Origin of the sequence: Paenibacillus sp. 2TAB26 (genome assembly GCF_052115145.1) — a bacterium.
Taxonomy (GTDB): Bacteria; Bacillota; Bacilli; order Paenibacillales; family Paenibacillaceae; genus Pristimantibacillus.
Genome location: NZ_JBFRGC010000030.1, coordinates 57,336 through 83,958 on the forward strand (window position 1 = coordinate 57,336; position 26,623 = coordinate 83,958).

22 protein-coding genes are annotated in these 26,623 nt (G+C 44.2%); 4 read left to right on the forward strand and 18 right to left on the reverse strand.

Annotation, left to right across the window (positions count from 1 at the left end; all coding sequences use genetic code 11):
• Positions 1–103: 103 nt before the first annotated feature.
• From AB4Z50_RS28555 to AB4Z50_RS28575, 5 genes are all read right to left on the reverse strand, one after another.
• Positions 104–1,009: an ABC transporter permease gene (locus AB4Z50_RS28555; protein WP_441884710.1), complete on the reverse strand. Its 906-nt coding sequence runs from the start codon at positions 1,007–1,009 to the stop codon at positions 104–106.
• Positions 1,006–1,938 (reverse strand): ATP-binding cassette domain-containing protein, encoded by a 933-nt coding sequence (locus AB4Z50_RS28560; RefSeq protein ID WP_441884760.1) that lies wholly within the window; start codon positions 1,936–1,938, stop codon positions 1,006–1,008. Before AB4Z50_RS28560 ends, AB4Z50_RS28555 begins: the two co-directional genes overlap by 4 nt.
• A gap of 89 nt (positions 1,939–2,027) precedes the next feature.
• A complete protein-coding gene (locus AB4Z50_RS28565; protein WP_441884712.1) occupies positions 2,028–4,391 on the reverse strand; it encodes a DUF4350 domain-containing protein in 2,364 nt (787 codons plus the stop codon).
• A 173-nt stretch (positions 4,392–4,564) separates the two neighbouring features.
• Complete coding sequence (locus AB4Z50_RS28570; protein WP_076269253.1) at positions 4,565–4,876, reverse strand: YbjQ family protein; 312 nt, start codon at positions 4,874–4,876, stop codon at positions 4,565–4,567.
• An 83-nt stretch (positions 4,877–4,959) separates the two neighbouring features.
• The gene (locus AB4Z50_RS28575; RefSeq protein ID WP_441884713.1) at positions 4,960–5,301 is read right to left on the reverse strand and encodes a DUF3889 domain-containing protein; all 342 of its coding nucleotides are present in this window, start codon (positions 5,299–5,301) and stop codon (positions 4,960–4,962) included.
• Positions 5,302–5,459: 158 nt separating this feature from the next.
• Here AB4Z50_RS28575 and AB4Z50_RS28580 point away from each other — a divergent pair, with 158 nt between their 5' ends.
• Positions 5,460–5,969 carry a hypothetical protein gene (locus AB4Z50_RS28580; RefSeq protein WP_441884715.1) on the forward strand — a complete coding sequence of 170 codons (510 nt, stop codon included), beginning with the start codon at positions 5,460–5,462 and terminating at the stop codon, positions 5,967–5,969.
• 71 nt (positions 5,970–6,040) lie between these two features.
• Here the strand turns inward: AB4Z50_RS28580 and AB4Z50_RS28585 are convergent, their stop codons facing one another.
• The 8 genes from AB4Z50_RS28585 to lepB form a co-directional block, all read right to left on the reverse strand.
• On the reverse strand, positions 6,041–7,621 hold the full coding sequence (locus tag AB4Z50_RS28585) for a SagB family peptide dehydrogenase (protein ID WP_441884717.1): 1,581 nt from the start codon (positions 7,619–7,621) through the stop codon (positions 6,041–6,043).
• Positions 7,622–7,677: 56 nt separating this feature from the next.
• Positions 7,678–9,618 (reverse strand): TOMM precursor leader peptide-binding protein, encoded by a 1,941-nt coding sequence (locus AB4Z50_RS28590; protein WP_441884719.1) that lies wholly within the window; start codon positions 9,616–9,618, stop codon positions 7,678–7,680.
• The gene (locus tag AB4Z50_RS28595; RefSeq protein WP_441884721.1) at positions 9,615–11,552 is read right to left on the reverse strand and encodes a putative thiazole-containing bacteriocin maturation protein; all 1,938 of its coding nucleotides are present in this window, start codon (positions 11,550–11,552) and stop codon (positions 9,615–9,617) included. The genes AB4Z50_RS28590 and AB4Z50_RS28595 overlap by 4 nt, the downstream gene beginning before the upstream one ends.
• Positions 11,553–11,705: 153 nt before the next feature.
• On the reverse strand, positions 11,706–11,921 hold the full coding sequence (locus AB4Z50_RS28600; RefSeq protein ID WP_441884723.1) for a hypothetical protein: 216 nt from the start codon (positions 11,919–11,921) through the stop codon (positions 11,706–11,708).
• Between the two features lie 315 nt (positions 11,922–12,236).
• The gene (locus AB4Z50_RS28605) at positions 12,237–15,266 is read right to left on the reverse strand and encodes an efflux RND transporter permease subunit (RefSeq protein WP_441884725.1); all 3,030 of its coding nucleotides are present in this window, start codon (positions 15,264–15,266) and stop codon (positions 12,237–12,239) included.
• Positions 15,267–15,290: 24 nt separating this feature from the next.
• Positions 15,291–15,980 (reverse strand): response regulator transcription factor, encoded by a 690-nt coding sequence (locus AB4Z50_RS28610; protein WP_076269246.1) that lies wholly within the window; start codon positions 15,978–15,980, stop codon positions 15,291–15,293.
• A complete protein-coding gene (locus AB4Z50_RS28615; protein ID WP_441884727.1) occupies positions 15,958–17,436 on the reverse strand; it encodes a sensor histidine kinase in 1,479 nt (492 codons plus the stop codon). The genes AB4Z50_RS28610 and AB4Z50_RS28615 overlap by 23 nt, the downstream gene beginning before the upstream one ends.
• Positions 17,437–17,609: 173 nt before the next feature.
• The gene (gene lepB / locus AB4Z50_RS28620) at positions 17,610–18,152 is read right to left on the reverse strand and encodes a signal peptidase I (protein ID WP_339209012.1); all 543 of its coding nucleotides are present in this window, start codon (positions 18,150–18,152) and stop codon (positions 17,610–17,612) included.
• A gap of 166 nt (positions 18,153–18,318) precedes the next feature.
• Here lepB and AB4Z50_RS28625 point away from each other — a divergent pair, with 166 nt between their 5' ends.
• Both AB4Z50_RS28625 and AB4Z50_RS28630 read left to right on the forward strand, forming a co-directional pair.
• Positions 18,319–19,530 (forward strand): MFS transporter, encoded by a 1,212-nt coding sequence (locus tag AB4Z50_RS28625; RefSeq protein ID WP_441884729.1) that lies wholly within the window; start codon positions 18,319–18,321, stop codon positions 19,528–19,530.
• Positions 19,527–20,126, forward strand: coding sequence for an HAD family hydrolase (locus AB4Z50_RS28630; protein ID WP_441884731.1), 600 nt, complete (start codon positions 19,527–19,529; stop codon positions 20,124–20,126). The genes AB4Z50_RS28625 and AB4Z50_RS28630 overlap by 4 nt, the downstream gene beginning before the upstream one ends.
• Here the strand turns inward: AB4Z50_RS28630 and AB4Z50_RS28635 are convergent.
• Together AB4Z50_RS28635 and AB4Z50_RS28640 are read right to left on the reverse strand one after the other, a co-directional pair.
• Positions 20,100–21,929 carry an ATP-binding cassette domain-containing protein gene (locus AB4Z50_RS28635; RefSeq protein WP_441884733.1) on the reverse strand — a complete coding sequence of 610 codons (1,830 nt, stop codon included), beginning with the start codon at positions 21,927–21,929 and terminating at the stop codon, positions 20,100–20,102. The two genes, AB4Z50_RS28630 and AB4Z50_RS28635, sit on opposite strands and share 27 nt — an antisense overlap.
• Positions 21,919–22,770, reverse strand: coding sequence for an ATP-binding cassette domain-containing protein (locus tag AB4Z50_RS28640; RefSeq protein ID WP_441884735.1), 852 nt, complete (start codon positions 22,768–22,770; stop codon positions 21,919–21,921). The genes AB4Z50_RS28635 and AB4Z50_RS28640 overlap by 11 nt, the downstream gene beginning before the upstream one ends.
• A gap of 122 nt (positions 22,771–22,892) precedes the next feature.
• Here AB4Z50_RS28640 and AB4Z50_RS28645 point away from each other — a divergent pair, with 122 nt between their 5' ends.
• A complete protein-coding gene (locus tag AB4Z50_RS28645; protein ID WP_441884736.1) occupies positions 22,893–23,507 on the forward strand; it encodes a biotin transporter BioY in 615 nt (204 codons plus the stop codon).
• A gap of 105 nt (positions 23,508–23,612) precedes the next feature.
• Here the strand turns inward: AB4Z50_RS28645 and AB4Z50_RS28650 are convergent, their stop codons facing one another.
• The 3 genes from AB4Z50_RS28650 to miaB form a co-directional block, all read right to left on the reverse strand.
• Entirely contained in the window at positions 23,613–24,131 is a 519-nt protein-coding gene (locus tag AB4Z50_RS28650; protein ID WP_441884738.1) for a hypothetical protein, read from the reverse strand.
• Positions 24,132–24,265: 134 nt separating this feature from the next.
• On the reverse strand, positions 24,266–24,760 hold the full coding sequence (locus tag AB4Z50_RS28655) for a RicAFT regulatory complex protein RicA family protein (protein WP_076269237.1): 495 nt from the start codon (positions 24,758–24,760) through the stop codon (positions 24,266–24,268).
• Between the two features lie 23 nt (positions 24,761–24,783).
• Positions 24,784–26,376 carry a tRNA (N6-isopentenyl adenosine(37)-C2)-methylthiotransferase MiaB gene (gene miaB / locus AB4Z50_RS28660; protein ID WP_441884740.1) on the reverse strand — a complete coding sequence of 531 codons (1,593 nt, stop codon included), beginning with the start codon at positions 26,374–26,376 and terminating at the stop codon, positions 24,784–24,786.
• Between the last annotated feature and the right edge of the window lie 247 nt (positions 26,377–26,623).

Here is a 26,623-nt window from a genome sequence, read left to right on the forward strand (position 1 = left end):
AAAACTTTACTTCGTAAGCATCATTTGCATTACAAAACCTTACTCTACAGCATGATTTGCTTCACAACTCTCTCTTTCGCAACCAAAATTTATTTTTCAAGCATTATTTTCGTCTCAAACGAGGACGAAGTCTACGAATACCCAGCCATAGAGCAAGGATGGAGAGAAGCGTATAGATAATAATGAACTCCTGCCACAATGCAAGCGGCGCATTATACCCTTTCTGTCCAATCGAATTTACAGAAAAGGCTTGATTTGAGACGAGCGGATCTAAAATGCTGTACAAAGCAGCCGCAGGATTCAAGGCAATAATATGACCGATCCAGCTATAAGCATTTGTAGTCGTTTGCGGCATTTGCTCCATCACGCCTACAAGTACAATAAATAATAATGCTGTTCCGCCAAACATAAACAACGTAACGCCATACGTTACGATGACAGAAATCATTGTTCGCTTGAATAATGTCGAGAATAATATGCCAAAGGAACCGAGTACAAACATAATAAATAAATAAAACAAGAAAACGAGAAAGAGCTGTTCTGGCGAGATGCCACCATACAAAAAGATCATGCTGTATACAGGAATCGTACTGATCACAATCAGTACCATAAAGCTTAGTGACGATACAAGCTTGCTAAGCACAATCGTTGCTGAGCTCTGCTGCGTCGTGAGCAGCAAATTAAGGGTCTGCTTCTCGCGTTCGCCGCTAATAACACCAGAAGTGAGGCCCGGTGCCATGAAAGCAATCAACCCAAGCTGTGCCATGCTCATAAAATAAAACAAAATTTTGCTTTGCTCAGGATTATAGGACTGTCCTCGTCCAGAAGTTACTTCAGTTAAATAAATAGCGCTTAAAGCCATTAAGCCAATTGCAAATAAATAAAAAAACAGCGTCCACATCGCGCGAGGCGTCCTCATTCTAAGCTTGAACTCTTTATTCAATACGGGATTGATAAGCTGGTGGCGCCAGCTCATTCGGTCTGCTCTTGCCGCCGATTGCTCCTTCATTCGAGTCCGTCTCCCCCTTTCGTAATTTCCAAAAACACATCCTCAAGATTCGTCTGCGCTTCACTGAAGGAGATCAGCTGAAAACCTGCTACAACCAGCTCATGAAGCAGCTGCGATTGCTCGGCATCTTGTCCGCCAAAGTGAATTTGTATTCCACGATCATCTCGGAAAATTCGGTTAACATAAGGGCGATCACGCAAAAACAGCTCCGCTTCTGACTCCCGATCAACTAATCTCACATGCAAGAAACGTTTGACACGCAATCTATTTTGAATATCTGCGACATTTCCGATCGCAATCATTTCACCATGCTCAATGACGCCGATTTCATCTACCATTTCGGCAAGCTCAGGCAATATATGTGAAGAAATGATGATCGTTTTCCCCATTGACTTCAGCTCTCGCAATATTTCTCTCATCTCAATCCGTGCTCGAGGATCAAGGCCGGAAGCAGGCTCATCCAAAATAAGCAGCTCTGGATCATGAACGAGGCAGCGTGCCAAGCAAAGCCGCTGCTTCATACCCCGAGACAATGAGTCAACGTAAGCATCTTTTTTATCACTTAAATTGACCAGCTCCAGCAATTGCGGAATCAGCTGCTCCCGCTCCGCCTTCGGTATACCATAGCTGGCGCCATAGAAATGCAAATATTCTAACGTTTTGAATTGGTCATACACACCAAAAAAATCCGGCATATATCCAATTCGCTTACGCACCTCATGCGGATGTTTGGTCACGTCAAATCCGTCTACTTTTGCGATGCCTGAGGTGGGTATCATTAATGTCGCAAGAATAGACATCGTCGTTGATTTCCCTGCCCCATTGGGCCCAACAAAACCAAATACCGTTCCTTTTGGAATCGTTAGATCTATTGATTTAAGCGCTTGAAACGTTCCGAATGTTTTGGAAAGCTGTTTGATCTCAATCATCGGAACCAGAGGCGCATCATTTGATGATTGTTCCGCAGGTTCCGTTTTAGGCACTTCCACATTAATGATCTCTATTTCGTGATTTTTGCTCATTTTTTCTGTATCTCTCCTTCTAAAGCAATCTGCGGTAAAGTCATGTCCACAGAACCAATGACAGAAAACTTCATTCGAACAATTTGATTGTTAATCAAATACTCTTTTGGCGCTGCTGCAGCTTTGCTTGGATCTGTCCAATTTCCTTCTTTCTCGTTCCAGACAGTCAATGTGAGATTTGAAGCAGTTGTACTATTGTTGTATAGGATTTCGAGATGATCATATACAGCATCATGATCATTTGGCAAAATATATTCAAATATAAGTTCGCCATCGCCTACAAAATAAGAACCGTTCCCGTAGTGCTGCAATTGACTCGTGGCATTCTCCGTAATAATGGGATTAATAAGACCTGCTGGTACGATGACACGATTCCCATCAATAAAAGATGTCTCGACCTTCTGAACCCACAGCTTCAAGTTATCAGTCTTTATCGTTTCGCCGTTTACCTTGTAATTCTGCTCATGATCAGTGCTAAAGCCAACCACTATAGGCTCCGGCGGGACAATGCCGCCATTGTTTCGATTCCCAAAGCTGTCTACAAGCTGTCGCTCTCGATTATACCCGTCATTGCCTCGGTTAGATGGATTAGGAAACATCATCTGTCCATAAGGGAAATAACCTGATTGATTAACCGTACTCGTTGTAATCGTCGTTTGCCCACTCTCACCGACCTTCAAATCGCCAAAGAGCTGAGCTTGCCCATTGATTAGCATGGAAACATTCGTAAGATTAGTTGTCGTATTGTTGGTAGCAGTTACCTCAATCGCATGTCTGATCTGCTTATAAGCAAGAGTTAGCTGCCCCGTATCACTGCTCATCGTCTGCTTTTCTATCCATAGTTTCCGTGTCGACCAATAAGGAACGGAGCGCCATAGTGCTGTAGTCGAATCATTTTCAGAAATCAATTGCGTTTTATCATCCATAATCTGATTTCCATTTTGGTTGTAATTGGCGTAAAAAGATAAATTTACTCTTTTATCAAATTCTGCAGTCACTGTGCCCCCAGTTGGAATGAACACCGCAGTTGCACCTGATCGTACAGCGTCTCCTTGTCCAGTCAACTCAATGATCTCAATCGTATGGGCTGATAAATTCCGCTTATCTTCTGCGCCAAAGAAAAAGATTGCGAAACCGGTAATAACAGAAAAAGCAGGGATAAGCCACCAAGACCACTCTCTGCGATCTGCCTTAGCTAAAATTATATACAGTACCGGCGCTACGATGATCATATAGCCGATAAACATCCACATAAGCAGCATAAAGTTGGGCGGTTTAATCGATGGGAACTCATCTATAATACTTTCAATATTCCATTTCATATTATTGTTGATGCTCATCGCGCCAGGCTGAAGCGGCGTCAAATTTTTTTTAAGCACCTTCGCCCATAGCATCGCGCTGCCAGTCCATGTAGACATAGGCTCAAGTGATGGATCAAAAGCGATATAAATAACGCTGCCAAATCCATGTTCACGGGATATGACAAGCGGCAGGCCATTCTCAGCAAGCTCCGTTTTGCCATCTATTATACGACCTGTCGAGACGACCAAAGGTTTTTCAAGTGCAAGTGTGGTACCTCCGAAGCTGGCAAGTGAATCCGCGCTGGATATGGTCGATGTGCCTGACGATTCTAACGGTGCAATCTGTTTAAAGGCATCTGCAGTTTTGCCATAGCCGACTCCTCCAGTTAACACAAGTGTGCCGCCTTGTTGTACCCAATCCATTATGGCTTTAACCTGTGCTTCATCCCAGCCTGTGGTTGGCATATCATTGATAACAATCGTGTTGAGTGTTTTGAGTAAAATGGGATCGCTGGGCAGTTCCTTCTGCGCAATCGGAATGACCGTTATTTCGTAGCCTCGTTGATTTAACGATGGCATAAAATTCAAAGTATCCGGGTCACGAGATATGACACCAATGGTGTAGCTGTTAGCCGTTCTTGCGTCTATGTAATCGTTGCCGAAAATCGGAATAAGATTGCCTGATTTGTAGGAGTCCTTATAAAATCGTATTTTACTGTTGCTCCGATTAAGAAGCTCGCCTTGAATAGATGCTGTTAATTGTATGGCTGTGCCTAGAGGCAGCTCAGTAGGTATGATCAAGTCATTAGACCCTGCTATAGATATAACAACTTCGCCTTTCAAATCCTCAGCTGTCTGGTTTGTCAGTGTAAGCCTTACAGGATACCACTCGGATTGTTTCATGTAGCCTTGAAACCCGACACTCGTTTCCAATGAAATTCCCTTCTCCGTTGCTGCTGCCTGTGCGTTGCCAGTTCCCGCTAAGAAAGCAGCTATCAAACTAATCATGACCGCATATGCGATGGTTCGATTTCTTAAATGAATAAAACGGTTCACCATTTGACCCCTCTCTTTACTTGATCTTCCATTTATACACATCCTTATTTTAACGAATTTTACAATTGAATTGTTGCTTCTTTTTCTAAATAATCATAAAATGCAAAAAAAAAACGACAAAACTTGATCATAGGTGATCATAGTTTTATCGTTTTCCAATTTTATGGTAAATTATTTTACAGGCGTACTGCTGTTCCGCTGACAGCTACCATTAACATTCCTTCACGCACAACCTCATAATCAATGTCGATAGCAACGATTGCATTTGCTCCAATCTTAGCGGCTTGATTTTTCATCTCATCAATGGCAACGTCACGAGCTTCCTTCAGCTTGCTCTCATACGCACCGGAGCGTCCTCCAACGATGTCTGTAATTGATGCAAAAAAGTCACGAACGACATTTGCACCCATAATCGCCTCTCCTGTTACGATTCCTATATAATCTTGAATAGGACGGCCTTCTATTGTTGGTGTTGTTGAAATTAGCATCATTATGCTCCTCTCGCTTCATAAAGAAGCGTGTATTTAAAACATTTGCTTATATTACGAAGCTGGCAGCTGTTTTGTTTCAATTAAGTTCCATTTATTAGCTCTTTCAATTCCACATTTATGAGTCTGTCCGTAATCGTGTTTATTCTAATCGTAACGCGAATAGCAAATTGCTTGGCATCTTTATTTAACAGTAGAACAAAACATTCCTCTGACTCTCCATTAGTTAGCTTTTTTCTTCCTTCGTATTTGTAATTGACAATTGAAGCATCCTCGTATGCTTTTGACGTTTCTTGCATGGCCAGCTTTCCCCACTTTGCGTAGGACGGCTCCGCATGCAAATGAACCGCTTCTGTCGCAAACACTTCCGTATGCGTAAAGCTAAGCAGTGCGAACACAGCCTTAATTACAATATTAATTATCATTTTGCAACCACCTATTTCATGGATTGTGATGGTACTAGCGTCACCCTCTTCGCTTCGTCCTATTCTTCATTCCTAAAGGCTGCAGCCCAATTTATAGGGATAAGTGCCCTTTTTTCATTCAAAGCATATTGTAGAGTATGATAAAAAGGAGGCACACCATGATACGCAATCAATCTTATATGCCGCAATCGGCTGTTATGCCTGAGTATTTTCAACAAATGCAAACAAGCCCTGCCCAGGCCAATTTGGGACCGGAAACTGTAAATGCACAGACGGCACCCGCTCCCGCTCCAGCTCATTGCTGTGTTGATTTAAGTCAAATGCATCATTATCCTTACATGCACGACTTTCATGACTTTCATCACATGCATCACTTCCATCCCATGATGGATGATTTTCATCCGATGATGGATGATTTCCACCATATGCATCACTTTCATCACATGATGGATGATTATCATCCCATGATGCATGAGATGTGGGATGAGCACATGCACTACGATCACCATCATCCTCATGATGGATGGGAGCTCTCGACTTTAGATTATCATCATGCTTGGTTTCACCCCATGATGCATCACCATCCGCACCATGTTTGCTTCCCTGTTACATGCCAGCCAGCCGGGGAGCTTCAGAAAAAGACAGCAGCCGAGCAGCCTAACGGTTAAAAAAGAAAAACATAAAAAGGGCAGATTGAATGATTGCCATCATTCAATCTGCCCCTTTGTCTCCTCATCAACTATTGCGACAAACTGCCTTCGAGTCGTGAGCGAGGTCGACATGGGCCAATAGGAATTTGAATAAGACTCGTTTGTCCATTTGGCGTTAATCCATAAAGTTCATTCATGGAGCTAACATCGAATCCTAGCAGCGGGCGTCCTTCCATTCTCAATGCGGAAGCGGCAAGCAGCAGACGTTGAACGAGCATTCCCGCTTCCATTTGTTGAATACGATAGCCGCGAAAGCCCAGCTCCTTATGAAAATGCTCCAGATCACCTGCCACATGAAAAGTAAGCGGCACCTGGAATAAATTCACGTTATCCAAAGACATGCCATACTGAAGCCATGACCTTTGGTCACCCGCACGGACAAGCTGCAACGCGTGAGCCGCATCATCATAGTAATACGCTCCATCTTGAATCCCATCAACACCATAAAAACAGCCATATAAATGGACGCGCGACGATGGACTTCGCACTAAACCATCCAAATCATTGCGATACTTATAAGAAATCATGATCTCCTGCAATAGTTCTGCCAAATCTGTTAGACTCACGGTTTGCAATACATATTCATTTTCTGGCGAGTAGCGCTGCCTGCATACCGATGCTAGATCATACGTCATCCGATTTACGCTCGGTAAAGCATAAACATCGCTACTGCTGGCTAGTATTTGCTGCCCCTCTAGCTGTTTAAACGCGCGTGCGGATTCCATGATGGATGCTTCATTTAGCTTAATCAGCAACGGATATTCCAATACCTTTTTTGATCGCATGTAGTGCTCATGTCTAATTAACGGAAGCGTACTGCATAATTCATCTGAAGAAATATTTTTTTCCGCGTTATCACCATGGTGGAACCATTCCATATTTGCATCTATCGCAAGAGGAATCGTAGCGTATACACTTTCTTCCGTATCAGGTAGACCAAGCATATGATTGATTGCACCATCTAGAAACTGAAAGTATACACCCGCCTTAAAGTCATAACGTTTAGCCACTTCAAGCAGCTGACCAACGAGCAAGCCAGCATCTAATCCTTGCAATCGATAGGAGAAGTTATTGTATTTATAAAAGTTTTTCCAAAAATAAGTGGACACAAATACGGCTCCGAAGCCGTTTGTTATGTCGCACCGATCACCTAGCGCATTGCCCAAATATCGATCAAATTGGCCTTCACGCAGCAGCATCAAACGATGATGTGCCACATCATAATGATAAATTCCGTTAGGTAATTCATCCAGCTTCAAATAAAGATATACTTCGCTTGGATACAGCCCTCCGCCTGATGGAACAAAACGTCTACAAAGCTGCAAGGAGTCCTCCCATTCCTCCCCTGTATGTTGTTCAAGAACAGATTGGCTAAGCTGTGTCAGCCCGAACGTATACCAAAGAAAATGCCCTATATCCCGTAGCGTTGGCATCGTATGTTCCCGTTTGCCCGTCAAAGTAAGCGGAACATCCGAAGCGAGAGGAAATGCCGGTACATGACGATATAATTTGTACGGTAGAGGAGCGTTATCCCAATCAATTTCCACATCTTGAGGTTTGGTTTTGTCTGGATCATATTGCAATTGGTGCAAAAAAGCCTTCAGACTCATATCTCCCCTCCTAAGTGCCAACTCGCCGAGATCCATTGCATGACAGCAGTCAGTGCTTATGGAAACGGATGCGGATAAGGATTAAGCAGCTCATGCGTTAACCGCTCCTTGACGTAACCCAGCTCAGCTGGTATTCGCAACACCCTCTCAAGTCCTCTCAAGCGGACAAGATGTTGACCAAACGTCATCGGGAGCATTCCTGGAATGAGCACCTTTACACAATGGAGCCCATTTCTCAGCGTTTCCTGCGTCGTTTGATCAATCACGATAACCTCTAAATTTAATTCACGGAAAACTTTGAGGAATACGTTTAATTCATCTGTCAAATCTGCATGCTTTGGCCTTGGTTTAAATGCTTCTTCGAATGTACGGAGCGGCCTCTCATTTTGAAGAAGGAAGTTCAAACGTTCCTCAGCTTCCTTCAAGCTGTACAGCATCGAATGATCATCCATTTGCCGTACTAGAAAAGGATCATGAAGCATGCGTTCATACTGCTCACGGTTTTCTTCTAACCTCTCATTAAATGCGAGCAGCATGCCCGCGATCTCATGGATGGCTCCTTTTGCTGCCCGCACTGGATCGGGATGCGCCCCAGCAGCACAAATCATATTAACGCCATTTTCCGTTCTGTTTTTGGCAAGCACCCATACACTTGGAATGCCATGCTCCATAGTCGAATCGAATAAATGGACATCATATTGGGTGACATCACGTAAACGCTCCACCATTAAAGTTAATTCCAGATCTCCGGAGGAATAAGGATCTATAGGAACAAGCGGAAGCTGTGCGTACCAGGTCATGAGAAATGAATCCCGTTCAACTACTTCCAGTATTCCGTAAAAAATAGCTTCCTCCAAGCTACCTCCTAAAGCACAGCCATTTGAGGTTTCGTATACAAATCCGTGGCCGCAGCCTGAGCTGTAATAAGCGAGCAGCTCCGGCACGAGAATAGGCTTCTCCTGCAAAAAAGAATAACCCCACACCCAATCAATTTTTTTGCTCGGGTCGAATGGTTGAAACGGAAAATCGGGACGCGCATACTGCTCCTTCTCATGTACGCCTACCCGAACGGGATCAAGGGCAATCTCACTTAAATGCTCATAGCTGTCATGAACCGCTGTCCTCTTTCCTCTAGGCGATATACCGCAATAACGTTCTAAACCTTCTAGTATGGCTGTCATTTCACTGTCTGCAAATGAATTTGTACGGCCAGCGCAGCCTTCATCTCCCGAAAACATCGGTAAAATAATGCTCGAATCCGCAAACGGCGACATCAGGTCAATCATTTTTCCATTTAAAAACCCTGTGCGATTGTCCAGATAATCATTGGCTAATACAGCTTTCAGCTCACTCATCGAACGAGTTCGATAGCTATTTTCGCTAATTTTTGGGCTTGGATGCAGCTTAATTCGCGAACCTATAGCCGAATCATCAGGTATTTCTCCACAAATCGTACAAAGCGGATCAGGCAAATAAAAATGAACCGAACTGTTGAGTGTTTGCAAATGTACCAGCTTTACACGATTTGCAAGATGAGCCTTGTTGTTAAGGAGGAAATGTTCAGCTTCAACAGCAATATGATGAGCCACATGCAGAAGCCCGCTTCGAGAAGACCAAATATCCGGATAAACTTCACCGTGCATAAAAAGATGCTGCAGCTCCCACATTTCTTTTCGATCATTTCCAGCCATCAAACGCCGCAGATCAGCGCACTGCGAGCAGCCTGCTGTCCTGGGAATAACAAGCGGACCTATTACGCCCTCACCAAACGATACAAAGCCGCGCAGCCATGGTGTCCCCGATTGCTTAAACATTTCCTCTGCCATCAGATGAGAAGCTGAATCATAGCCATCGCTCAGTACGAGCGCAAGCTCTGCCGTTTCTGGAACACCAAACGACAGATCGCTCACTCGTTCAACCTGACAAAATTCAGATAATAGATCGGTTACGTAATCTGCGAGCAGCCCTTCGCCCACAATTGCCATTTTAGCGCTCACTCTTCTGTCTCCTCTCGGAGCGAGATGCCGAATACTCCCGCTAGCTCTTCATTGAAAAAAGCTTCCGAAGTTAAGTTATACACAAGAAGACGCTTTTGGTTATTTTGTAGATGCATCAATGCATTCTTCAGTACCTCTCGATGCTCAAATGGATCACACTCGGTTATGGAGAGGTTCACCACTTCGTCTTCCTTCACATTTACAGAAGCCAATTGATTTATTTTCCCTTTAAGGAGAGAATCTTTGTTCTGAATGTCCAGCAATGCGCCCAATAAAACTCTGCGAAGTGCCCTCGTTTCATTTAAATCAACTGCGTGATACCAACAATCGCTAGTTCTCAGCCATACAACTGGAAAACCAATTAAAGTCTCACTGATGCCAAAGGAAGGGGATCCTTGCATTGTGGTTAGCGCTTTTATATAGTAACGACATCGTTCATCCTCAACATGACTAAGCTTTATCGGTGTGATAGAAGGAGGTTTTGCTTCGTATTGCCTTATCCATACTTCGGATAAATACTTTTGCAAAGCGCGGCAGACGCCTTCCTCGATCGTCACCCCTGCTCCTACGCCCATAAACACAGGCTCTAATGCAGAGCCTTTTTCAGCAGTCTGGTTGATGAATATATTGGCCATACGAGACACATAGGCTTCAATTCCAGCAAGCCCTGCTTCTCTGCGTGCCTCCTCATGTCTAATACCGTTACATATAATTTCCGAGAGCAGCAGCGCTGGACCTTCTGACAGCGGATCAACTGACTGAACCCGGCATTGCGACAACGGCAGCTGACGCAGCTCTCCTTCCTCCCAAATATGAAAGATGCCCGTCTCCATGGATGTTAATTGACTGAAGAAAGGGAGCAATCCGCTTGAATCACGTTTTCCTGTGCTCTCTTCCGACAGAAGGTCATAATCTTCAATCTTCTTCGCCTTTTGTTTTTCATTGACTAACGGATGGGGAAGAAACGGATGCCACTTGCCTTCCAGCGTCTCTAGGTTCAGCAGAAACAGTTTATTATTTTGTAATTTCGTTACACCTGCAGCTGTTTTTAGCCATTCAAAAACGATCACATTAGCGAGCAGCGATTCCGCAACAGATGAACCAGCATAATCATTTGTTTCCTTATAAATAGAAGCATAATGGACTCTGCGTCTTGCTGATTCCCAGTCACCCTCCGAATTTGAATAGGCGAGCGGAGCCGCTAGACCTGCCTGCCCTAGAATAATAGCCGGCAGCAGCACTTTATTATTTTGTCGACATACTTGGTTAAGAGATTGAAGCTCAGCTTCCCCTTCTGTATCTGACACATAAAATATTGCATCGTATGGCTGTATTACTAACGACCATTCCACTCCCCCATCCCTCGGCAAGCTGATCTCATCCACCTTGACCTCAGAATCGAATGGTCTGTAATGGTGCACCAACTCCGTAATTCGTCTAGGTCCCGTCGTTTCCGCGTTCATATTGATGAAGTGAAATTGAGGAAGGCCGGATTCAAGTAATGATTTCACTACTGACACCAAAAAATTCCCGTTCCCGACAACAAGCACGCTGGACTTTCGAAACAGCTCAAAACGGTATGCCCCAGACCCATCAAAGCTGTCCAAAAATTCAATCTGAGCCTCATATTGCTTAACAATATGGCTCGGAAGTTGATGCGGCCTATCCTGACTCACATCTTGGACATAACCATTCGCATACAATACTTTTGCAATCTCAAAAACATGATCACGGTATTGATCTGTCAATCCATCCGTTATTTCATGCATCGAATGCTCGCCATTAAACACCGGAATTAATTTCTCTATCCATTGATCAATCGTACTGCCTTCCATCCGAAATGAACCAATATTGTTGCGGAAATAGACACTTCCGTCCGAGCTCGGGAGAAAAAAAGTATCTCCTCTCACTTTAAGGCGCATAGAAGGATCCAAAATTCATTCCTCCTTATTTTGAAATCTGGCTTTTCGTAACAAGAGTTCCTCTATAAAGATATGTATGGCTATTTGTCCGTCATACCTGCACTCGCATAGAAAGACACCCCAGCATCCCGAAAAGCGTTTGCAGGGGTGTCTTGAACCTTCTATTTACATCTGAATATTTAGTTGACTAACGGCAACGGGCACAGCCAGCACAGCGGGCACAGCCGCCTCCGCAGCGAGCACAGCCACCGCATCTTGCACAACCTCCGCAGCCGCCGCACCCGCCACAGCCGCCGCATGAACAAAACCCGATACAAAAACCAATACAAAAGCCGATACACAAACGAGCATTATTTGGATCCATTTGACCTTGACCAGCATTCGGCGTCATTCCACTCGATTTAAATGCATCCATGTTCAAATTTTGAAGATCGTTCTTAAATTCATTCATCTTAGTAGCCTCCGTTATATGTTCATGTGATTATCATCGGCACTCACAAAATAGGAAATGAAAATGAGAACAACCCAAACTGGTCATATGCCGATAATCGTTCATGACATATACGTATGAAAAAAGCTCCGCTAGTGTTACTAATCCATTTACCTAGTCGCCCATTATGCAAACGGAACAACTAAAAAAAGAGGCAGTCTACAAGGTCAATGACCTTGTGACAGCCTCTCTGCTATCTCGAATCGTTATGCTTCTTCTGCAGTGCGTGGTTTGCGTTTACGGTTCAAGAACTCATAAACGATAGGTACGATAATGAGCGTGAGCAGTGTTGAGCTCGTCAAGCCGCCAATTACGGTAACCGCCATACCTTTAGAAATCAAACCGCCTGATTCGAATCCAAATGCAAGCGGAAGCAATGCACCAACGGTTGCAATCGCCGTCATTAGAATCGGACGAAGACGTGTACCCGCTGCTTCAATAAGTGATTCGCGGACGGAAAGTCCTTCTCTCTCTTTTTGAATAACACGGTCAACAAGGACGATCGCATTCGTGACCACGATACCAATGAGCATCAGGGCACCGATCATTGCGGTAACGCTCAGTGTTTCTCCTGCAATTAACAGTGCTACTAGTGCACCGATAATCGTAAACGGAAGGGAGAACAGAATTGCGAATGGTGTAAGTCCTCCACCAAATGTAATGACAAGCACGAGATAAACGACAGCAATCGCTGCAAGCATTGCTAAGCCTAGCTGCATAAATGACTCATTGATCTGCTCCGTTACTCCGCCCATTTCGATATCGACGCCAGCAGGAAGATCAGTCTCATCAATCATTTTCTGCAATTCTGCCGAAACCTTGCCGACGTCAGATGAAGTTGCATCTGCTGAAATCTCAGCATACATACGACCATCACGTCTTGTTATCGTATTCGGCGATTCACCTTCTTCGATAGTCACGACATCTTTCAAAGCAACTTCAGTACCTAACTGAGTAGTCAATTTTACATTCTCTAGATCTGATTTATTCGTATAGGTTTTTGTATCAACCTTCACATAAACGTTAAATTCCTCGCCATCCACTTCTACTGTCGTCAGAACGGGACGCTCGCGAACCGGACTAAGTGCCATTGCAATCTGGCCTGCTGTTAATCCGTTTTGACTAAGCTTCTCTTGATTAGCTACAATGCGATACTGCTCATACGTTTCTGATAAGCTGGAATCAATATTTTTCAAATCCTTATGATCTGCAAGCTTCTTCATAAGGTCATCCACGATAGGTTGAACCGTGTTCATATCCTGACCATACACAAGCATCGATATGCCCGATCCGCCAAGACCTCCGCCTCCGAAATCCTGCTGTTTCCATTCGCCTTTGCCGCCTAGCTCTTGCAGCATAGGTACAATTTTTTCTTTCTCAGCAGTAAAACCAGCATAATCCTCATCATAGCTCAAGTTAAACAACGCTTGTTTTGAAGCTCCTGGGCTAAATGGATTTTGGCTGCCGACTGCATATTGCACGACTGTAACACCTTCACGATCGAGCAATTTCTTTTCAGCTTCAAGAGCCATTTTCTCTACCTGTTCAAGTGTTTCTCCAGGTGCTGGATTATAGGAAACAATCATCATTTTCTGTTCGTCGCCAGCGATGAAGCTCGTTCCAATCACTGGGAGCAGGAACAAACTTCCGATAAGTAGAAGTGTTGCTAAACCAAAAGTAACCAATTTATGATCAAGCGACCAGCGAAGTGCACCTTTGTACCATTCCGCTAAGCGGCCCGGCTTATCGTGATGCGCCTTGCCAGCTTTCATCCCTTTGCGGAACATCATATGCGCCAGCATTGGTACAACCGTAATGGCAACAAGCAATGATGCTAGTAGAGCAAATACAATCGTTAATGCAAACGGCAGGAACATTTCACCAATCATGCCCGAAACAAGTCCAAGAGGCAGGAATACGGCAATCGTTACGATTGTGGAAGCCAAAATCGGTACGAACATTTCCTTCGTCGCATCAAGAATTAATTCCTTGCCCTTCATCTTCTCTGTAGGGAGCGCCATTCGTCGATATACATTCTCGATAACGACAATCGAGTCATCGATTACCCGCCCAATCGCGACGGTCATCGCACCAAGTGTCATAATGTTCAGTGTAATATCCATCCTACTCAAAATCAGGAGAGCGATCAGGATGGAAAGTGGAATCGAAACAACAGCAATAATCGTGGAACGAATATCGCGCAAGAAAATCATAATGATAATGACAGCGAACAATGCGCCGATTACCGCCTTGCTTAACATCGTGTGAACGGAATCCTCGATCGGCTTGCCTTGATCAAGTGTCGTTACAATAGACAAACCATCATTATTGCCTTCAAGCTCTTTTATTTCTGCTTTTACATTATTAACAACGTCAACCGTATTCGAATCAGCCGCTTTGACTACGTTAAAACCAATGGAGTCTTTGCCATTCGTACGAGAAATAGACTCTGCTTTGCCTACGATGCTTAAATCAGCAACATCGCTAAGCTTAACACCTGGCACGATGACTAAGTTTTTCAAATCACTCTCTGTCGTTATGTTTCCATCAACGACCAGCGCCTTCTCTGTCTCGCCAAATTCATAAATACCTAGCGGTACAGAAATAGCTGACGCTTGGATGATGCCTTTCACCATCTCTTCGGTTAAGCCGATTTGCTTTAGCTTATCCGTTTTGAAGGATAGTTCACCTTCCTTAACATTTTGTCCAGAAACTTGAATGCTCGCTACACCTTCAATACCTTGAAAGCGCGGCAACACATTTTCTTCTATTTCCTTCGTAAGCTGCTCCAAATTCATCTTTTCATTGGAGATACTCATCGCAAGGACAGGGAATGCATTCAAGCTGATCCGTGAAACGGATGGGGTTTGCGTTCCTGTTGGAAGCTTAATCTCGGAGAGGATATTTTTAACTTCCGCTTCCGCCTTTTCCATATCTGTCTCATAGGAGTACTCAATAACGACAGATGAAGCATTCTCATAGGATGTTGAGCTAATGACTTTAACACCTTTAAGATTGCGAGTCCGCTGCTCAATCGGCTTCGTAATTTTCTCCATTACCTCTTCAGGTGCAGCACCCGGCAATACAGTTGTGACGCTTACGATTGGAACCGTAATATCGGGCAATGTTTCCATTTTCATATTCATTCCTGAATAAAGTCCAGCAAATAACACAAGCAGCGTCAAAATCCACAAAGCAAATTTGTTATTAAGCGAAAATCGGATGATGCTCTTCAATCTCTCCCACTCCTCATCTTCTATCTATACTTTAAAACGGTAGCCCACTCCCCAAATTGTTTCTATATATTGAGGTTTGGATGGGTCATGCTCAATTTTCTCACGCAGCCTCCGAATATGAACCGTAACCGTAGCTGCGTCTCCATTTGAATCAAGCCCCCAAATACGTTCAAACAACTCTTCTTTCTCAAACACGCGATTAGGGTGTGAAGCTAAAAGCAGCAGAAGCTCATATTCCTTTGAAGTAAGCATCGCTTCCTGCTCATGTATCATGACTCTTCGTGAAGGCTTATCGATAAACAATCCGCGTATGCGAATATGCTCGCCTCGCTCCCCTTTGTCAGCTGTCAAACGCTCGTAACGAGCCAAATGAGCTTTCACGCGTGCTACCAGCTCACTTGGACTGAAGGGCTTGGTCATATAATCGTCAGCGCCAAGTCCTAATCCTCGTATTTTATCAATATCCTCTTTTTTCGCGGTTACCATCAGCACTGGAATATTGATCGTTTGTCTAATTTGACGACAAATTTCAAAGCCGTCGATTTTAGGAAGCATTACATCTAATATGATAAGATCAAACTTTCCTTCGAGCGCTTTCTCAAGTCCTATATCACCTCTCCCTTCAATTTGAACGTTAAAACCGTAACTTTCCAAGTAATCTCGTTCCAGCTCGGCAATGGCTTTCTCATCTTCAATAATTAGTATGCTCTTCATGACCACCCACCGTTTTGACGGATACTGACTTAGGCAATTTTAGACAGAACAACGCACCTCCATGCTCTGCATTTTCCGCCCAGACCGTACCGCCGTGCCCTTCAATAATTTGTTTGACGATTGCAAGACCGAGACCACTTCCACCTGTCTCTAAATTGCGTGATTGCTCCGCGCGATAGAAACGATCGAAGATATAAGGCAAATCATCCTTCTCAATTCCGGGACCTGAATCCTCAATTTCAATCAGAGCGTGCTCTTCCAGTTCTGTTACTCGAACAACGATGTTATGTTTTTCGAGACCAGAAGATTGTCCCATATACTTGACACAATTGTTCAGTATATTAGTTAAAACACGGCTTAGCTTGTCAGGATCGGCTGCGATCATCAGCGGATCAGAACCATGCTCGATATAATGCAATCCTACACCTGATTTTTCCAGATCAAACCGCTGCTCATCCAAAAAATATTCTAAGTAGCGTTTAATGTCCATCACTTTAAAATCAAAGGCAACCGTTTGAAGATCAAGCTTCGAGAATAGGAACAGCTCATCAATTAATTGATCCATATCTGTAGCTTTACGATAAATCGTCTCCATGTAGCGCTTCCGCTTTTCATCCGTGTTCGCAATGCCATCCATGATCCCTTCAACATACCCTTTAATCGCAGATATTGGCGTTTTCAAATCATGCGAGATATGAGACAGCAGCATTTTACGGTTTTCTTCATACTGAAGGCTTTGATCAATCGACTGCTTCAATCTTACCCTCATATCCTCAAAGGCGATGCTAAGCTGTCCGATTTCACCTTTCGTCGTGGCTTCTACCTTGTGCGACAAATCGCCATCCTTAATTTGTAGAGCTGCGGCTTCTAGTTTTTTAATGGGACGAATGATGCTTCTTGAAACAAAGTAAGTAAGCAGCAAGCTCGTTAATCCAATAAAAGCTAAACTGAAAGCTGTGCCGACCGGCCTCCAATAGATAGGAACCGTATCATTTCGCCGGAACAGAACAGCTCGACCCTCTCCCCCATCAGGATAAATAAAATCGACGGTACTCGTTTCGAATCGAAATGAATTAAATGCAACCTTCGAAGGCGGCTCGTCCAATAATTGCTGCCAATCAGCATGAACAGCTGACTGTTCCAAGAAAGGCGCTACAGAAGTAATCTTCCCATCCCTGGAAATAAGAAGTCCTGCCCATAGCTTACCTAATCGCTCTTGAATTTCGGCTACGTATTCCTTCTTCTCGAGCTCACCGGAATCATTGCGAAGCACATAGGATAATTCGCCATACACCAAGGCTTGAAGATAAGGCTCTCTGTTCTCATTTTCATAATAATGTCGAACATCCTCAACTCCGCGAGCATAAAAGATAAATATCATAAAAGCACTCATTAATATGATCGGTACAAAAATCATCGCCAAGTATGACATATACAGCTTTACTCGAATGGACAATCCTGTTCACGCCTCGCTGCTGCTTTTTTGTTAAGTGTGTTTCTCTCGTTGTTTCTATGGTTAATCATAACGGCTATTTCTAAACGAATTTGTAACCATTTCTTACAAAAGTATTACGTTTGATGATTTTGTGCATATAATTAATGACGTTTTTATTTAATGCTATAAAATAATTATTCGCTCAGTGTACCGAACTTAGGCAGCGGCCAAATACGGAATACGGCTTTGCCTTCGATGCTGGATCTAGCAATTGGACCAAGTTCACGGCTATCCATACTATGCTCACGATTGTCACCCATAACAAACAGCTGTCCTTCTTTAACTGTAAAAGGCACTGAAACACTGCCAGCTACTGTCTGACCCTTAACATATTGCTCTTCGATTTTTTCGCCATTCAAATATACTTCCCCGTTTTGGATATCAACCACGTCTCCAGGCAAGCCTACGACACGTTTAATTAAACGCAAATCGCTCTCTGGTCCGCTAATAATAACGATGTCGCCGTGACGAGGTTCATGAAGCCGGTAAGACCATTTGTCTTCGATTAATCGTTGTCCAGCGACCAGCGTATTTTGCATAGATACATTATGTACTTCCGATTGAGCATAAACATAGTTTTGGAAAAGCAGCGCTACAACGACGGCAATTCCAAGCGAGACGACCCATTCTCTTACTTCCTTCATCCAGCTTTTTGTTTTGCGTTTTTCTGTTTGCATGAACATTCTCCTCATCAGTAAGTGTTTTTTTTCTTGTAAGAATAATAATAATTGTCTACCTAATACGTTCTTTGCTGTACAAAGTTTTCATTATAGCGCCCAAAATAGGAAGTGACAACCGAACCAGACTTGCGATAAAGTGAAAGCGAAGGGGGCTTCCACAACGATGAATCAAATCTCTGGAGCACAAAGATTGCTTTTTACTACTATAACCATTTTATATTGGACTTCCATGTATGTATATGTCCCTACGCTTTCACCTTACCTTAGTGATCGGGGATTGTCCTTGCCTTTTATCGGCATCGTGCTTGGAAGCTATGGTTTTGTTCAAATGTTCGTAAGATTTCCGCTCGGCATTTTGTCAGATCGTTTCGGAAAGCGCAAGCCTTTCATCCTATTAGGGATGCTAACCGCTGCGATAAGCTGTTTGCTGTTCCTCATCCCTGATTCATGGGTATGGCCGCTTGCTGGCAGATTGATGGCAGGCGTTTGCGCATCTACTTGGGTCGCGTTCACAGTGCTTTACGCCAGCTATTTTGGAGCCGGGCAGACAGGTCGTGCAATGGGCAATATTAGCGTGATGACGGTATCCGGACAAATGATCGGCATGCTCTTTAGCGGATGGTTAACGGATGGTTTTAGCTCAAGTGCTCCATTTATTGTAGGCGCTGTCATTGCTGTCCTTGGTCTAGTGCTCGCTTTCATGCTGAAAGAGCCTCGCTCGGAGCTCAAAGAACAGCCAGGAATGTCGTTTGCCATGATCAAAAATGTGGTAAAAACTAAAACATTGCTGCAGGTTTCTTTGTTGTCCATCCTTGCTCATGGCATTCTTTTTATAACGATGTTCGGATTTACACCGCTCAAAGCTCAAGAAATGGGTGCAGACGGTCTGAAGCTCACCTTGCTCGTATTTTCTTTTATGCTCCCCCATGCTTTTGCCTCACTCGTTACAGCGAGGTGGTTTACGCCTAAATTCGGCTATTGGGGTACGATTGGCGCTGGCTTTATATTGAGTACCATTTGCACAGGAGCAATGGTGTTTGCGGATTCTTTTGGTATACTTGTCGCAACGCAGGCGATTAATGGTTTTGCGCAAGGCTTACATATGCCGCTTCTGCTGGGACTGGCGATTCGAGATGTCGAGCTTCCTGGCCGTGCAACAGCAATGGGCTTATATCAAGCGCTATATGCCATTGGAATGTTCTCTGGACCATTCCTTGCTGGTTGGCTCAATGAAAGCTGGGGATTGAACGGAGGTTTCCTATTTGGCTCACTGCTTGGAGCTGTCGCATTTGCACTTGTAATCAAGTGGGCGATGTCAGATCGCAAAGCTAAGTTTGCCGCGCGCACGAATCATGCAGAGGAGGTAAGCGGATGATTAAGCCGCAGCTCGTGCTCGATATTGGAGGCGTGCTGGCGACAAACCTGTCGCCGCTCTTCTGGCAGCTGCTAGCTGCGGAAGCGATCGTTTCTGAAGAACAACTTTACTCCGAATATAAGCAGCAAATTAGCGAGCGGCTATGGACAGGCCAAATAACAGAGAAACAATTTTGGAGCTGGATTGCTGAATATACGCCAAACTTAACTAGTGCGCTAGCCAGAAGTTTTATCGATAGATGCCTACTGCCGCTTCCTGCCTTTTCAGAAATCGGCAATTGGAATGCTGTTGCTGATATTCATGTGTTAAGCAATCATTTACCTGCATGGGTTGAACCCATCATTACACCTATCAAGCCTTATTTGAAAAGTATCACGATCTCAAGCGAAGCAGCACTCCAAAAACCTCATCCAGCTATTTTTGACAAAGTAAATGAACTGCTGCCGCCTGACAGCTTTGTTTTATTTGTTGATGATCATCCTAAAAACACAAAGCAAGCAGCGCTGCACGGATGGCATTCGCTGCTTGCTGATGAAGATGGACGTTGGGTTTCGCAGGTTCTCCCTTTTTTAAAACAATACAGAAATAAGAAATAGCAATGAGCCTGCTGCTGCTGCAATACTCATTAGACGAGCATCTGCTCGTCCGAAGCGAAGCCGAAAGCTATAAGTCGGCTTTCGCTTCGCATAACCAAAGCCGCGTGCTTCAAGCGCATCCGCCATTTGCTCCGCAAGACGCAATATTGAACGTACGTAGGGTATAAGAATCGGTAGAAGCCTTTTCATCGGTACCGTCTTAAGAGGCGTAACCGCCTTTCCTCTTGCATGAGCCAGCTTCGCAAACCGCTCCCACTCTCCTGTTAGTAAAGGAATAAACCGAAAAATAAGAGTGACGATGATTGCAAACGAATGAATGGGCACCTTCAGCCTCTCTAGGAAACCAAAGGTTTGCTCAAGCGAGCGCTGAAGTCGTAAAGGCGTCATCAGCTTTAGCATAGGCAGGCCTAAAAGCATAATCAACAAAAGCTTGCCTAATCGAATAACTATTGGCGAAACCTTGTCCAAATCAAAGGAAAGCGGACGAATGCCAATTCCTGCTATTACGCAAAAAATAATAATCATAATGGCATACGCGCGAATGACTCGTCTCCAAGGCCAAATGAGTGTACGAAACGGAATTAAAAGCAAAATCGTTGAAACAGCTGCGACCGTTAGCTCCAATGCTGTTTTTTGCGCAAAAATGCTCGCAGATAGAAATAAATAAACGAGTACAAGCGCACGAGGATCGAAATAATCTGAACGCAGCAAAACCGATGGTTTAGCGGCTCCTAATTGAGAAACCTCTGTTAACGTTTTTTCAGCGAGTTTACCTTTTGGTTCTTCTTTTGGTTCTTCTTTTGGTTCTTCTTTTGGTTCTTCTTTTGGTTCTTCTTTTGGTTCTTCTATTGAAAACGTGTTTGGCTTGTTGTGCTCAGTATCTATGCTTGCAGCACCGTTGGTTACAACTGCTGTTGCTCCTGATTTCTGGCCGGCTCGACTCGCGAGTGCAATGGAAATCGCCGCAGCTAGTTCTTGCGGCGCCGGCCAAGGCGCCTCATCCGCGTCTGCGTGCTGGATGAACTGCTCCAGCGGCATAGCCGCTTCCTCGCGCAGCGCGTCCAGCGCGCGAAGCGCCTGCGGCGCAGAGGCGGCATGCGCGATCGCCACCGCCTTAGCCGCTGCGCGGACCGTGCCGCCGTCAACGACGGCGACCGCGTCCGCCAGCGGCAGCAGCGCGTCGAGGTCGTGCGTTGCCACGACCGCTCCGCGCCCAGCCGCCCTGTGCGCTTCCAGCACCGCGCACAAGCGGCGAATACCTCCGGCGTCTAACCCCGCCGTCGGCTCATCCAGCAGCAGCCAATCCGGCTCACACGCCAATAAGCAGGCGAGTGACAGCCGTCGCTGCTGACCGCCGCTGAGCGTCCATGGATCACGCTCCAACAGCTCCACTGGAAGCCCTACTCTCGCAAGAGCTTCCGCGATTCTCTCCTCGATTATGGATGAATCGAGCTTATATGGCTTGAGAGAATAAACCATTTCTTCTCGTACAGATGACGCAAACCACTGTGACTCCGCATTTTGCATCGATATGCCAAGCTTAAGCACCACTTCTGGATTTAGGCGGCTGCGGCGGCCATTCTCCAACCATAGCTGATCGGTGCCCAGCTCAATATTTCCGCTTTGAATCGATCGTATGCCCGCCAATGTCTCAAGCAGCGTTGACTTCCCAGCACCATTTCGCCCGATTAAAAGTGTGATTTCACCTGCTTTAAAGGACGTATGTACTTCTTTTAGCAGCTGTTTTTCATTGTCATTCTCCGCGTGCACGCTAACGCCGTTTAACTGCCAGTCAGCGCCCATATTGCTTCACCGCCTCTGCCAGCATAGTTGCTGTGAACGGAAAAGGCGAAAGCTTCACACCCTGCTCCTCTAACTCCCATGCCACCTGAGCACAATAAGGAGCCTCCAAACCAAGCTGCTCACAAAAACTATCCCTTGCTCCCGCAGCCGATCTAGCAAACCAGGCTTCTACCCCGCCATCGTACATAATCGTACCGGCATTCATCGCAACGATTCGATCTCCCGCCTGCAGCTCCTCCAGCTTCTGCGTAATCCAAATGACCGTAATTCCGGCTTGCTGCAAACTTCTTGTTTGCTCCAGCACAGAGATTGCTGCTTCTGGATCCAGCATCGCTGTTACCTCATCAAGCACAAGCATGGGCGCTTTTAATGCCAAACACCCCGCAATCGCAACGAGCTGCTTCTGCCCTCCGGATAAGGTTTCAATCGGTTGATGCATTCTCTCACCCATGCCTACTCTTTGCAGCGCGTGCTCGGCTTCAGATCGAATACTGGCCGCTTCCTGCTCATTCTGCTCCAGCATGACAATAATATCCTCGAGTGGCGTTGCCCCGATCATCGCTGCCTCAGGCTGCTGCATAACAATTGGAATCGGCTTCCCCTTTGCAGCAATATGAATGTTCCTTAAGACTTGACCGCTGACGCCTGCTACCCGAAAACCAGCAGCTACTTTCGCAACTGTGCTTTTCCCGCTTCCATTGCAGCCAAGCAGAGTAATCCATTCTCCCTCTTTTATAACAAACGAAATATCTTTTATTATTGGTTTCCGTTTTTGTCCTTCACCTATTGCCGGAGGCGTAACGGTAACCTGCTTCAATTGTACCTGATTGCTCTGATTCAAAAAATTTCACCCAACCTCTTCCCGAAAACGATAGGCTATGCTACAATTCGATTTGTTAACCCGTTTTAAATATAAATGGTTAACAATAATATCGCAAGTACATAAAGGAGACTAACATCATTATGCAAACCAGCAACATTCGCTCACTCGTCTTTATTTCTTTGTTCGCAGCTTTGTTTATCGTCATGAGCTCTTTGACAATTAAGTTCGGCGGCTCATTTGTCCCGATTACTCTTCAAACCTTGGCTGTTGGATTAGCCGGTCTCTTTCTGACGCCGCGCAACGCTTTCCTCAGCATATTCATCGTCATTTTGCTTGCTGCTATCGGCCTGCCCCTATTTAGTGGGCAAGGCGGTATCCCTCATCTAACAGGACCTACTGGCGGCTTTATATTCGCCTTCCCGTTCTGTTCGCTATTGATTAGCCTAGCGATTGGCGGATTTCTACGCAGTAAAATGTCCAAGGGAAATAAAGCCTTAGCTTTTATTGTTTTTTTCATCATTTTCGAGCTATTCAGCTCCATCACCTCATACATTCCAGGCATTCCATGGCTTATGAATGCTCTGGACCTTTCGTTCCAGAAAGCGATGACGGTCGGATTCTATCCGTTCATTATCGGTGATGCACTTAAATCATTGGCTGGCGCTATTTTAGCAACCTCTTTAACACCTTACATTGTCCACATACGCTCGTCAACCGTAAGAAATAGCGAAGAGAAAACAACTTTTAATGTTTAAAACCGCTGTTCTATGAAAGCAAAAAACCGCTTTCTCCGATTATGCATCTTGAATCGGAATATAGCGGTTTTTGTTTTAGACATCTACTTTGAAATGCCTCGCGAGTTACTTTCCTAAAGTTCTTAAAATGTTCCCGCGATATTCAGTATCCTTTTCTTTCAATTCAAAAACCTTATTCTGTACCGATATATTCATATATATTTCGCAATACAAATCAAGTTCATTATTATCATCGAAAAAGGCCTTAAACTTAATATCTTCATTTGCAATATTTCTAGGGTCACCCTCTAGTGCAAAACATGTAAATGAGATTTCATCATCACACTTTAATTCTCCCTCATAGCCATAAAGCTCCAACAAAGCCGTAATGAACGCATCTGATTCTTTACCAATTGATTTAAGAGTTATTCCCTCAAAATAAAATGCCTCTTGATTGATTTCTCCCTGATTCCATCCAGGAATCATATCCTTGTTTATTAGCACTTCAAAGCCAACAATTTCATTTCCATATTGACCATGAACAAGAAAATAATTTCGATGATTTATCACATGACTTTCAATGATATCGAATTCTAAATCTTGAAAATCTTCTTCAGTGTTTTGGTTTATTTGTCTATATTTCATTTGGATTTATCCCTTCCGCCAGTTCTGTTAATTTGAAAAAAGTTACATTTCATATGTAAAAATGAAAGCCGCATGTCTGCATCCCAAAAAAGGAGCTGCAATACATACGGCTTATAACGCTAGTCTAGCTTATTTTAGTCACTGCACTCTTCAGGGGCTGGCTCTGACGCATCCTCAACGTTGATTTTCTCAGACACGGTATCACGGATGATCGAAATAACAAGCTGAAGCAAATAATTGATGTCGCTTTGACTTTGTTGGAACTCGGACACGATAGGAATGCCATCAAGCTCGTCCTGCAGCTCTTCCATTTCGCCTTCGATCTTTTTAACCATGTCTGCATTTTTGAAAGTGGTCTCGAAAGCAACAACTTCCTTTTGTTTTTTCTTAATTTTTGTAATCAACTGCTGCACACGCTCATTGCCGTTAATTTGCAGCTCTGCGCGGCGGTAGTGCTGTACTTCCTCTGAAGTAAAGATGAGATTTGCTAATTCTTTCGCTTTTTTCGAAATATCCTCTCGAACGATGAGATCGCGAGTATGGAAACTCGGAATTCCACAGCCTTCGCCATGCTCATGATCATGGTCACATTGCGCTGCTTGATTATCTGCTGTATGCTGCTCTGCCATTTGTCATCTCTCCTGTTTTACCGTTAGCTAACGGCTTCTTGTGCATCCTGTTCTATACTTTCGGCTTTGATATACCAAGTTTGTGCCTCGGTAACCTTAGCCATAATAAACTGGCCAACCCATTCCTTTGGACCTTCCAAATGCACTAATTTATTCGTACGCGTCCGTCCGGAAAGGACGTTAGCGTTGTTTTTGCTTTCGCCTTCAATGAGAACCTCGACAATTTCACCGCGAAGCTGCTCATTCTTTTCTCTCGCATTTGCAGCAAGCTGTGCATTGAGACGCTGTAAACGAGCTTTTTTCACCTCTAGCGGAACATTATCTTCCATACTAGCGGCAGGTGTACCCTCACGCGGAGAGTAAAGGAACGTATAAGCCGAATCAAAGCCAACTTCTTTCACCAGCGTCATCGTATCCTCGAACTGCTCGTCTGTTTCACCAGGGAAACCGACGATTATATCTGAAGTGAGCATCGCGCCAGGTATTGCTTTTTTAATTTTAGYAACCAGCTCTAGATACATCTCGCGTGAATACTTGCGGCTCATTCGTTTCAATATTTCGGTGCTGCCGGACTGTACAGGCAAATGAATATGCTCAACCAAATTGCCGCCTGTTCCAAGCACCTCAATCAAATGATCGTCAAAATCACGCGGATGGCTCGTCATAAAGCGAATACGCGGAATGTCAATTTTGGACATATCATGCATCAGATCGCCAAAGCGATAGCTGATGTCCTCAAAATCCTTGCCGTAAGCATTAACATTTTGCCCTAGCAATGTAATTTCTTTAAATCCTCGTCTAGCTAAGTCGCGCACTTCAGCAATAACATCTTCTGGACGTCTGCTGCGCTCTTTCCCGCGTGTATATGGCACGATGCAATACGTACAAAACTTATCGCATCCGTACATAATATTAACCCAAGCACGCATTCCTTCGCGTTTCTTAGGCATATTTTCGATAATATCGCCTTCCTTGGACCATACCTCAACGACCAGTTCTTTACTGAAATAAGCATTTTGCAGCAAGTATGGAAGTCTATGAATGTTATGCGTACCAAAGATCATATCTACAAAAGAATGCTTTTGCAAAATACGTCCTACAACCGATTCTTCCTGTGACATACAGCCGCAAACACCTAACAGCAAATCCGGTTTCTCCRTCTTCAGCGCTTTCAAATGGCCAAGCTCGCCAAACACCTTATCTTCAGCATTCTCACGAATGGCACATGTATTAAGTAAGATCACATCTGCAAGATTTCGATCCTCTGTAGCTGTATATCCCATTTCTTCGAACATGCCCTTCATGACTTCGGTGTCATGCTCGTTCATTTGGCAGCCATACGTTTGGATTAAATAAAACTTGCCTATACCCATCGATCGAAGCTCAGCAGGAATCGCAAAGTCATAATGCACCTCGATATCCTCTTTGCCCCGCTTCTTCTCATCCTTGTGATTGGGAGCAGAGTTGATTTGTATATTCCGACCTTTAATTCGAACGGTAGTCATGCCATCTTCTTCTCGTAAAATCTTTGCATCCGAAAAATCGAAATACTTGGAGTAGTCCTTAACACCCGTGCCAGATTTTAAGTCTGGTGTGCTTTTGGTCTCCTTCGTCATAGGGATTCACTTCCTTTATCTGCAATTTCCATAATCAATTATATTTATTCATTTGAACATATCAATTAGAAATTATATCATAACGCCCCCGCCTAATCCATCACAAGCAAATCAAAAAAAAGCTTATAGAAATGGTTTCTTTCTTTTACTATCATTTTTATTGATATGTATAGTCAAATGGCAGTCATACAAATGGACATTGATTAATGTTTTAGAACCCACATTGCAATGTCATAATTTACATGCT

Bases quoted from the DNA above. Each gene is read 5' to 3' on its own strand.
- AB4Z50_RS28610 (WP_076269246.1), bottom strand. From the start codon at position 15,980: ATGAAGAGCATACTAATTATTGAAGATGAGAAAGCCATTGCCGAGCTG.
- lepB (WP_339209012.1), bottom strand. From the start codon at position 18,152: ATGCAAACAGAAAAACGCAAAACAAAAAGCTGGATGAAGGAAGTAAGA.
- AB4Z50_RS28600 (WP_441884723.1), bottom strand. From the start codon at position 11,921: ATGCTGGTCAAGGTCAAATGGATCCAAATAATGCTCGTTTGTGTATCG.
- AB4Z50_RS28625 (WP_441884729.1), top strand. From the start codon at position 18,319: ATGAATCAAATCTCTGGAGCACAAAGATTGCTTTTTACTACTATAACC.
- AB4Z50_RS28655 (WP_076269237.1), bottom strand. From the start codon at position 24,760: ATGGCAGAGCAGCATACAGCAGATAATCAAGCAGCGCAATGTGACCAT.
- AB4Z50_RS28555 (WP_441884710.1), bottom strand. From the start codon at position 1,009: ATGAAGGAGCAATCGGCGGCAAGAGCAGACCGAATGAGCTGGCGCCAC.
- AB4Z50_RS28630 (WP_441884731.1), top strand. From the start codon at position 19,527: ATGATTAAGCCGCAGCTCGTGCTCGATATTGGAGGCGTGCTGGCGACA.
- AB4Z50_RS28570 (WP_076269253.1), bottom strand. From the start codon at position 4,876: ATGCTAATTTCAACAACACCAACAATAGAAGGCCGTCCTATTCAAGAT.
- AB4Z50_RS28645 (WP_441884736.1), top strand. From the start codon at position 22,893: ATGCAAACCAGCAACATTCGCTCACTCGTCTTTATTTCTTTGTTCGCA.
- AB4Z50_RS28635 (WP_441884733.1), bottom strand. From the start codon at position 21,929: ATGGGCGCTGACTGGCAGTTAAACGGCGTTAGCGTGCACGCGGAGAAT.
- AB4Z50_RS28580 (WP_441884715.1), top strand. From the start codon at position 5,460: ATGATACGCAATCAATCTTATATGCCGCAATCGGCTGTTATGCCTGAG.
- AB4Z50_RS28585 (WP_441884717.1), bottom strand. From the start codon at position 7,621: ATGAGTCTGAAGGCTTTTTTGCACCAATTGCAATATGATCCAGACAAA.
- AB4Z50_RS28560 (WP_441884760.1), bottom strand. From the start codon at position 1,938: ATGATTGAGATCAAACAGCTTTCCAAAACATTCGGAACGTTTCAAGCG.
- AB4Z50_RS28565 (WP_441884712.1), bottom strand. From the start codon at position 4,391: ATGGTGAACCGTTTTATTCATTTAAGAAATCGAACCATCGCATATGCG.
- AB4Z50_RS28575 (WP_441884713.1), bottom strand. From the start codon at position 5,301: ATGATAATTAATATTGTAATTAAGGCTGTGTTCGCACTGCTTAGCTTT.
- AB4Z50_RS28650 (WP_441884738.1), bottom strand. From the start codon at position 24,131: ATGAAATATAGACAAATAAACCAAAACACTGAAGAAGATTTTCAAGAT.